We start from the raw sequence: 9,042 nt of genomic DNA, 5'->3' as shown, positions 1-9,042 counted from the left end.
CGAGAAACTTCTCTTTGGACGAGGCAACTGTTCTTCCTTCCCAGGCGAACCAATTCTACTTGGCCCACCTGTCCGGAAAGATCATGGCGGCTCAGTCGGTGAGGATGGGGCGTTCCGGAGAACGTCAATCGATCGCTTTCGTGAGGCGATCGGGGCGGATGATGATGGTGCTGACGGTTCCGTTGCCCCAGACGGTTGTATTGAGCATCGCTTTGTGGTCGACAGAGAGCATGGAGAACTCCGGCACGAACCGATCGGTGAACAGCCCTCCGAATCCGCTTCGCAGGGCGATCGAGTTACTTCCGGCCAGATCCCACCGGTCCGACAGCCGGACCCTGACCCAGGCGTACTCGGGTTCAACCTCGTCAGGGTCGCTGTAGTTGACGCTGAGAAGGAACTCTCGCCGGCTGTCGAGGACGCCGTACTCGGTTGCCATGTGCAGCCAACCGGCGTTGACCTTTGCCGACATCTCGGGATCGTCGACCTCGATCATCTCGTCCGAGTCGAACCTTCCGTGCTCTGGTCCGCAACTGGCCGGTGAGTGGTAAGGCGGTGGGGGCGGCAGCGGCAAGCTGACCTCTTCGCTGATCCGTTCCAAGAACTCAAGTCCGGCCGGAACAAGGTCTGCTGCGACGGCTGCATCGGTGAGTGACACGAGCGGGATGGTAACCGAGCGCCGATCAGGTCAACGGAGCGAGAGATCTTCGGTCACGCCGGCATGTTGTTGGCCGTGGGCCTGGGACGGCCTGTCCAGGCGTGGATTATCTCGGCAGCGAGCCAGTGGCCGCGGTCTTCAGCTTCCTGTAATGGTGTGGCGCCGTCTGGGCCGGTGCGGTGAGGGTTTGCGCCGCGGGCGAGGAGGAACGCAGTCATGTCGGCGTGTGCCGGTTCGCCGGTCTGGCGGTGATGGTCCTGTTCGACGGCGACAGCGTGTCGTAGCAGAGTCCAGCCGTCTCCGTCGTGGTCCTCAATGTCATGTCCGGCGTCGATGAGATCGCGCAGGAGTACCAAGTTCTGCTCTTCGACGGCCTGGTGGGCAGGCGTGATCGAGTCGACCGGTCGGACCGCCGGGAGAACGAGCCGTCGGCAGTGGCTGGTGACGTAGTCGCGAAGCGTTGAGTAGGAAACCCCGGTCATGCCGTACTCGTTGACGAGCACCGAGTGGATGTCCTGAATGGTCCGGTGCCCGCCGTAGCGGCGGCCTCGCCCTTCTTGCAGCAGCGCGTCGATCACTGGTTTGAACGGGTCAAGCCGGGAGCCTCTGGCTCGGTGCTGCTTGCGGGGTGGCGGGATCGGTGAGGTCAGCGCTTGACGGACGGTGCGGCGATGGACGCCGTGCCGGTCGGCCAATGCCCGAAGTGACCAGCTGCTGAGGCGGGCGTCGCCGCGGATCGCGGTGAACAGCGACCGCTTCGTGCTGGCGTGTTGGGTGGCGGCGAAGCGCATCCGTCGTCGTGCTCGGCGAGCCGAGGTGGCCGGCGGGGCGGTGAACGCGTGGTGCAGGGCGTCCCGCGATCGGCCGGCCAGGACGGCGAGCCAATCGAGTCGCAGTTGGCCGCTGCCGCCTGGGTCTTGCAGGTAGCGGCGTAGGTAGGTGGGGCGAAGGTGGTTGGCGCGGGCCAGACGCCGTAGGTAGGCGTGAGCGTCCTCGCCGGGCATCGGCCGCGGCCGGATCGGCAACGACCGCGGTTGTGGCAGGTCACCGCCGGTAGCGCTCACTTCTTCGCTCCGGCGCGGATGATGAGACCGTCCGCGGCGTGGTCGAGGGGTATCCGGTCGAGGACGGCTTTGGTGATCTGTTCGGTGCCGTCGGCAATGACTTCGAGGGCGGCGCCGCGGATCAGGTGCGACAGGCTGCCGATCATGCCGTTGGTGCGTTGATGCAGGTAACGGTCCAGGGACCGAAGTGTTCCGGTGACGTGGTGCCGCAGTCGTAGTGAGTCTTCGATGGTGGCGACCAGGGCCTGCCACTCCTCGGTGTAGGGGAACCCGGCGGTGGTGATCAGGGTGAACCGGCCGGCGATCTGCCGACCGCGGGTGCCGGAGAACAAGCCCTCGCGTTCGACATCGATCCCGGCATAGAGAAAGGTGGCCGGGGATCCGCTCGGAGAAGTACTTCAGAGTGTCGGACACCTCCGCGCCGCTGCGGGTGGACAGCTTCAGGTTGTGGATCTCATCGACACAAACCAGGCTCACCCGGGCATCGATGGCGATGCCGCAGACAGCTTCGATCACGTCGGTGATGTTGGCCCGCGGCAGGACGGGGATGCCCAGGAATCGGGCGAACTCGACCGCGAGCATGCGTGGGGTCGCGGCCGGCGGAACGGTGACATAGATGACTGGGATGCGGTCCAAGCCGGGATGACGAAGCCGATCGATGACCTCGTGGGTCTTGCCGAACTGGATGAGCGCGGTGGTCTTTCCAGTGCCCGCCGGGCCGGACACGATCAGGCCGCGACGGCCGCTGACCGTGTGACGGTTGAGCAGGACCAGTCGCTTGCCGGTGTTGACCACGTGCCGCAGGGTCGAGGTGGCGATCACGGTGAGCCGGGTGTGGTAATCGAGCCGCGCTTCGTCGTCGTCGAGCCGGTCGGAGTCGGCTGGCAGGGTAGGCGGGGTGACGGTCGTGGTGGTGAACGTTGCCGTCTGTGCGCTGACCGCGATGGCCACGCTGCTGGTCACGGCCACCGAATTGCTCTCCCTCGGCTGGAAGCAGCAGGTCGCATTGGTGTGCTTCGACGTTGCGGCGGCGACCGGGTGGACATTGTGGTGTACCGCCGGGACCGTGCGGCGAGCAGCCGAGGGGTATGCCGCGCCAGCTCCTGGCCGCGCTGGAGGTCCTGGAACGCGACCGGCAGCAGGCTTGACCCCGCAGTCGCTCGATCATGGATTCCGGCCTGGTCGGCGGCCCGGCCGGACGCCCGCCAGGGCGGCGGGATCGGCCACCACGATGTGGCGGTAGCCAGTTCCGACCAGCCCTTCGCGTCGGAAGGCGGCGAGCGCCCGCTGCACGGTAGGCAGCCCCGCGCCGATCATGCTGGCCAGTTCGCTCTGGGTGAGCGGCACGAGCAGTTCGACACCTTGACTGGCAGGGGATCCGTGCCCAGCCGGAGCGTGGCACGGGTCACCGTCGAACCTCAGCGATGGCGGTCGCGGGTGCAGGTGAAGTTCTTCTGGTCGTCGGCCGGGCCGCTGCCGGTGTATGTGGCGATGAGCGGATACCGGCAGATCGGCCGGGTGAGCACGACGTTGCCGGTGGCGTCGGTTCGGCGCCCGGCGAGCACGTCGGGGGCCGTGCCCTTTTCCACCCAAGCAACCACTGCACTGAGCACGTCGACCGGAGCGGCCCCGGCACCACCGCCACAGTGGGTGACTCCGGGGGCGACGAAGAACCGGGCGAACTTCCCGGTCCGGCTAGGGCCGCCCATCGCTGCCTCAACGCGCTGGTAGTAGTCGACGGAGCCCCGGAAATAGATCAGCTGATCGGCGGTCCCGTGCCAGAAGACGACCTTGCCGCCTGAGTCGCGGAACGCCGACAGATCGGGATCGTCGGTGGCGATCACCGCCTGGTATTGCAGCACGGACTGTTGGAAGAGCAGCAGATACTGGTCGTACGTCAGCGTGCGCCAGTCGAAGGCCGGATCCTGCTTGAGGAAGTAGCGGAACCAGTCGAGCGTGATCGCGAACGGCCCGGCTGCGTTGTTGAGCGCGGTCAAGTCGGCGTCTCGTTCCAGGCCGTACCACAGCTGCGTGCCGTCGGTTCCTCTCGGACCGTCCCACATCTTGTTGATGAGTTCTGCGTCGCCGTTGGTGATCGTGCCGCAGGTGGTCTCGGTGCCGACGATCGAACGGGCGTCGAACCGGCAGTGCTGCCAGTCGGCGACGATGCCGTCGGTAAGGCCGTCGAACGAGTCGCAGGCCTTGATCGCTGCCTGTGTCGCAGCGGCGAGCTTGCAGGTGGGGATCGGGTTTCCGGCCAGCAGCATCTGCAGTTGGCCCCAGAGCTGGGAAGGGTGCAGCTTGGTCCAGTTGATCGCTGGGGAGCCGGCGGCGATGCCGTCGTAGTCGTCCGGATAGCGTTGAGCCTCCATCAGGCCTTGTCGTCCGCCCGTGGAGCAGCCGTTGAAGTAGCTCCGAAATCCGAATTTTGCGTAGAACGTGCGGACGAGTGCCTTGGCGGAGACGGTCATCTCGTGGATGCCGAGGTAGCCGTTGTCGGCGATGAGCTGCCAGTTGAGCGTTCCGTCGGTGTTGAGTGCGAAGCTGCCGCTGCCGCCGGTGTGCCCGGTGTCGGTGGCGGCGACGGCGTAGCCGGCTTGGAGGGCGGGACCGGGCGTGGTTGTGGGATTGCCGCCGACAAAGCCGCCACCACCGGTGCCCTGGAAACGGCCGTTCCATTTGTCCGGCAGCCAGACGGCGACGTTCACCCGGTCGCGGGCCGGCGGGTTGGTGACGTAGAGCTGTATCGCACAGTGGGTCGGCACGGGCCCGGTCGCGGGTACGGCGGAGACGCTGACGATGGTGGTGTTCGGCAGCTCTACGCCGGCGAGGGGCGAGCACGGGCGCCTTGGTGCGGCGGAGCCGGTGGACGCTACGCCGGCCACGGTGATGATCAGTGTCGCAGCCCCGAGAAGGGCCATTCCGTAGCGAAGAAGAAGTCGATGTTCCATTTGGGCCGTCCCTTCCAGAGTCTGCGGTCACAGTGAGCGCGGGGCACCTGCGGCGGCAATGGATCAATTTCACTCAATGGAAGTGATCGGTGTGCATGTTGCCGAACGGGAAGCAAGCTCGTTATTCGTGTGGAAGAGGAGTTCGAGTGGCAGGTAACAGCGCCCAGCCCCGGGTGAGCGTGACGTCGCGGGTCATGGCCGTGTTCGGTGCGTTCGACGAGGAACATCGCAGCCTGACGCTGACCGCCTTGGCGGGCCGGGCCGGACTGCCGTTGCCGACCGCCCATCGGTTCGTCGCGGAGCTGGTGCGTCACGGCGCGCTTGTCCGGCTGCCGTCGGGGGTGCTCGTGGTGGGGCGGCGGATGTGGGAGCTGGGTTTGCTCGCGCCGGTGGAGACAGGGTTGCGTCATGTCGCCTCGCCGTTCTTGAACGACCTGTACGGTGCGACGCTGGAAACGGTGCATTTGGCAGTCCGGGACGGCGCCAGCGCGCTCTACGTCGAGCGGATCTCCGGCCGCTCATCGGTGCCGGTGGTCAGCCAGGTAGGCGGACGCCTTCCGATGCACTCAACGGGTGTCGGCAAGGTCCTGCTGGCGTACGCGCCGGACGAGATCCGGGTCGAAGTGCTTGGCAACCTGGGCCGGCACACCCCCTACACCGTCACCCAGCCCGGCCTGCTGGCGGAACAGCTGCGCCGGGTTCGTTGCGACGGCTATGCCACCACCCGGGAGGAGATGACTTTGGGCGCGTGCTCGGTGGCGGTGCCGATCCAGGACCGCCGCGGTGCGACGGTGGCCGCGGTCGGCATAGTCGTGGCGGACCTCGAGACCAATCAGTCGCGGCTCGTGGCCGCGCTGAAGGTGGCGGCGCGTGGTATCGGCCGCAGCCTTCCGTGAGGGGATTTGGCGCCCCTCCTACGGCTCGTCTGTCGCCTCGGACGGTCTCCGGCGGTGATCGGCGCCGTGGGCTCGACAGGGGCGAGGTCGGCGCGGCGCCCTGACAATAGGGATTGTCGTGTCCGTTTCGGACTTAGCGTTCCATTTTCGGATCCGTGGAGTAGCCGATTGCGGAGCTTGATGCGCCCGCGCGGAACCGGCTGAGCGCTTGAGCTTGCCGGGGTTGCATTCCGCGGGGTGCTTGTGTGGTGGGGTGGCGCGTGTTCGCCGACCGTCCCCCGCCTCGATCGGCCCATGGTGCGTCGTCCGGTGCCGTGGTCGGCGGCGAAAACGCGGCTGCGGCGCTGACCAGCTGCCTCCGTCAGGAGCTCAACAGGCCGGCGCGCCGAACCTCGCGATGACGTACGGCAGAAGGCCGCAGGCTCAGGACCGGGTGATCCGGTGGTCGGTATCGGTCGATGTCAACGGCGGCAGCGTCGAATCCTGCACTCCACGTTCTCGTTTACCTCGGTGTTGGGCCGGCGGATCAGTAATCCGCCGGCCCTCGCGTCATCGGATGCCGATGGTGCGGCTGCCGAGGCTCCTGGGCGCCGTCGCGGGCTGCCGCTGACGACCGCCACGAGAAGCGCAGTCGTCGGGGCGGAGGCGCTTTAGGCGTGACCAAATTGGGCCACTACCTGGGATAACAAGAAGGAAATCGTTTTCCGAACTTTAGCCATCGCGTTTCCGGCCTGTCAAGCGCAAATATCGACGTCGGGCATTGTGTGGAAATTGAATTCGTGCCTTGAAAGCCGTTATGACGACACATCGTCCAGGGTCGCGACGGCTGATGTGCGACGTGCCGGTCATAGACTTCCGTCGTGGTGTCCGAGTTCGATGAGGCCTGCCGGGACAGGCTGACGCCGTCGCGCCGGTACGAGGCCGGCGCTGGGGGCGTGCGGGGGATGCTGACCACGATCCTGGGAGAGTTTGCGCGGCGTTCCGGTGAGCCGACGCCGTCTGCTGCATTGATCGAGGTGCTGGGCCGGTTCGGCGTCGGGGAAACCACCGCCCGGCAGGCTCTGCTGCGGGCGGCCAAGGACGGCTGGTTCGTGCGGGTGCGGGACGGGCGGCGCACGTTGTGGCAGCTGAGTCGGCAGTTCGAGCATTTTCTCGACGGCGGTGAGGCGAAGATCTACGGTTTCCGGGCGGTTCAGCGCGACTGGGACGGGCAGTGGCTGCTGGTGCTCGCGCGGGCGGATGATCGGGCCGGGCGGCATGTGCTGGAGACCCGGTTGAGCTGGGTGGGTTTCGGCAATCCGGCGCCCGGCATGTGGATCAGCACTCACACCGACCGGGCCGGCGAGGCCGAGCGGGTGCTCGAGGACGCGAAGGTCCGGGGTGGTCAGGTCTTCCAGGCCCGCCATCTGCGCGACGGCGAACTGCCGGGTCTCGTCGGCCAGGCGTGGGATCTCGAGCGGCTGGGCCGGGAGTACGACGACTACGTGCGCGTGGTTGACCACGAGTCGGACGACCTGATGAGGCTACTGCGGCTGGTCCACGGGTGGCGGCGCTTCCGGCTGATCGATCCGGCGCTACCTGTCGAACTGCTTCCGGACAGGTGGAGCGGCCTGCGGGCGGCCGAGTTCTTCCACCGGCACCATCCGTTGTGGCGCCCGGCGGCGATGGCCGAGTGGAGCCGGCTCCGCGGCTGACGAAGCCATCAATCGACATTCTTATATTCGACAAACGTTTGGCATTGAAGCGCATGGATGTCGCGCGTTATGGTCGGGCGGACCCGTTCGGGAGCGCTCCCAAGAGACGGAGACTCGACCCGAGGAGGACCTGACATGAATCTGCGCATGCGCCGTACCGTGATCGCCGCTGTCCTCGCGGCAGTCACTGCTGCGGGCGGCCTGGCCACTGCTTTGTCCGCGAGCGCGGCAAGCCCCGGCTGCCGCGTGACCTACGCGATCAGCTCCCAATGGCAGGGCGGCTTCGGCGCCAACGTGTCCGTCACCAACCTGGGCGACCCGCTCACGAGTTGGACACTGACCTGGTCATTCGGCGCCGGCCAGCAGGTGACCCAGGCGTGGAACACCGCGCTGACCCAGTCCGGATCCCAGGTCACCGCCCAGAACGTCAGCTACAACGCCTCCGTCGCCACCAACGGCACCGTTGCGTTCGGCTTCAACGGCTCCTGGACCGGCAGCAACCCCGTACCGGCAAGCTTCGCGCTCAACGGGGTGACCTGCAACGGCACCACCGGGCCGACCACACCCACAAGCCCACCGACCACTCCCACCAGCCCGCCTCCCACCAGCCCGCCTCCGACCAACCCCGGCAGCGCGCACACGATGGGCTTCATCGGCTGCTCGATGGCCGAGAACACCGCCCAGGGCTACGTCGCCGACGGCGGCGCCCGCATGTGGGGCCCGTACGGCACCGGCGGCCTGGTCGTGCAGTCCTGGACCGACCCCAACTCCAGCGCCTGGCAGCTGTTCGACCAGCAGGCCGCAAGGTACGGAAAGCCCACGGCGGTCTGGGTCCAGATCTGCATCTTCACCAACGGCGCCACCTACGACGAGGTCAAGCGGCTGATCGCGAACGCCCGGACGCATGCCGCCTCCGGCGTCACCATCTACATCACCGGCCAGCCGCAATACGACAGCGGCCACGTCTGCCCCCTCGCCGGCACGAACGGCCCGCAACTGACCGACAGCCTGGCCCGCCAGGCCGCCGCCGACACCAGCCAGCGCGTCACCTACCCCGGCCAGTTCCACCTCACCAACAGCGAGGTCGTCGCCGACGGCTGCCACGCCAACACCGCCGGCCAGGCATCCCTGGGCCGCCAGGCCCTCGGCTACTGGGGCTGAGCTGCAGGCGATCGACCGCCGGCCCCGATGGCCGGCCACGGCCGCCCTGGCTGCTGCGTTGAAACTGTGCGGTGCCAGAGCCAGGGCGGCTTCTCGCCGGCCGAGGACCGTGCCGGTGGGCCGGTGGTGTCCGTCTACTCCGACACCCGGCGCGCGGGCACGGACGGGCTGCGATGTCAGGTTCGGATGCCGAGTTGGCCGGGGCCGATGGCGAGTGGGAGGGGTTGGCCGGTGAGGGCTGCGAGGGCGGTTGCGACGGCGGGTAGGTCGGCTTTGATGTATGTGGTGGTGGCTGGCCCGGTGCTGTCGGTGTGTCCGGCGTAGGCGCGGGCGATGCCGTAGCCGAAGTTGCGTTCGACCCAGGTCAGGGTGGTGTGGCGCAGCCAGTGGGTGGAGATGTTCTGCGCGGCGACCCAGGGCAGTCGTTCGCCGAGGCGGTGCCAGAGGTGGTCGTAGCGGCGGGTGGTCAGCGGTTTGCCGTTGCGGGTCTGTTGCGTTCACTGGCCGGAGTGTCGAAGGCTTGGTGGGTGAAGCATGCCGCTCGGCCGCGTCTTTGGTCACCTCCCCGCTCGGCGTTTGCCGGGTTCCGGTTCCCGGCCGAGGTGATCGTGGTGGCGGTGC

General features: G+C 67.4%; 7 protein-coding genes and 2 pseudogenes. 3 read left to right on the top strand and 6 right to left on the bottom strand.

Features of this window, described 5'->3' with window-relative positions; translation table 11 throughout:
* Positions 1-124 precede the first annotated feature (124 nt).
* The 6 genes and pseudogenes from ACIA5D_RS51570 to ACIA5D_RS51545 all read right to left on the bottom strand — a co-directional run bounded on the left by ACIA5D_RS51570 (position 125) and on the right by ACIA5D_RS51545 (position 4,670).
* Positions 125-655, bottom strand: a complete 531-nt coding sequence (locus tag ACIA5D_RS51570) for a hypothetical protein (RefSeq protein ID WP_396038091.1) — start codon at positions 653-655, stop codon at positions 125-127.
* A 53-nt stretch (positions 656-708) separates the two neighbouring features.
* Positions 709-1,446, bottom strand: a complete 738-nt coding sequence (locus ACIA5D_RS51565) for an ankyrin repeat domain-containing protein (protein ID WP_396038094.1) — start codon at positions 1,444-1,446, stop codon at positions 709-711.
* A 269-nt stretch (positions 1,447-1,715) separates the two neighbouring features.
* A complete protein-coding gene (locus ACIA5D_RS51560; protein WP_396038093.1) occupies positions 1,716-2,051 on the bottom strand; it encodes a hypothetical protein in 336 nt (111 codons plus the stop codon).
* Between the two features lie 112 nt (positions 2,052-2,163).
* Positions 2,164-2,445: pseudogene (locus ACIA5D_RS51555) on the bottom strand (AAA family ATPase); the annotation flags it as partial.
* Between the two features lie 438 nt (positions 2,446-2,883).
* Positions 2,884-3,072: a helix-turn-helix domain-containing protein gene (locus tag ACIA5D_RS51550; RefSeq protein WP_396038092.1), complete on the bottom strand. Its 189-nt coding sequence runs from the start codon at positions 3,070-3,072 to the stop codon at positions 2,884-2,886.
* A gap of 65 nt (positions 3,073-3,137) precedes the next feature.
* A complete protein-coding gene (locus tag ACIA5D_RS51545) occupies positions 3,138-4,670 on the bottom strand; it encodes a tannase/feruloyl esterase family alpha/beta hydrolase (protein ID WP_396038090.1) in 1,533 nt (510 codons plus the stop codon).
* A gap of 146 nt (positions 4,671-4,816) precedes the next feature.
* Here ACIA5D_RS51545 and ACIA5D_RS51540 point away from each other — a divergent pair, with 146 nt between their 5' ends.
* From ACIA5D_RS51540 to ACIA5D_RS51530, 3 genes and pseudogenes are all read left to right on the top strand, one after another.
* The gene (locus ACIA5D_RS51540) at positions 4,817-5,566 is read left to right on the top strand and encodes an IclR family transcriptional regulator (RefSeq protein WP_396038089.1); all 750 of its coding nucleotides are present in this window, start codon (positions 4,817-4,819) and stop codon (positions 5,564-5,566) included.
* Positions 5,567-6,426: 860 nt separating this feature from the next.
* Positions 6,427-7,260: a PaaX family transcriptional regulator C-terminal domain-containing protein gene (locus tag ACIA5D_RS51535; RefSeq protein WP_396038088.1), complete on the top strand. Its 834-nt coding sequence runs from the start codon at positions 6,427-6,429 to the stop codon at positions 7,258-7,260.
* Positions 7,261-7,407: 147 nt separating this feature from the next.
* Positions 7,408-7,887, top strand: a pseudogene (locus ACIA5D_RS51530) (cellulose-binding domain-containing protein); the annotation flags it as partial.
* Positions 7,888-9,042 lie beyond the last annotated feature (1,155 nt).

Origin of the sequence: Actinoplanes sp. NPDC051513 (assembly GCF_044454685.1) — a bacterium.
Classification (GTDB): domain Bacteria; phylum Actinomycetota; class Actinomycetes; order Mycobacteriales; family Micromonosporaceae; genus Actinoplanes.
This window is presented reverse-complemented; position numbering and strand designations above follow the sequence as displayed.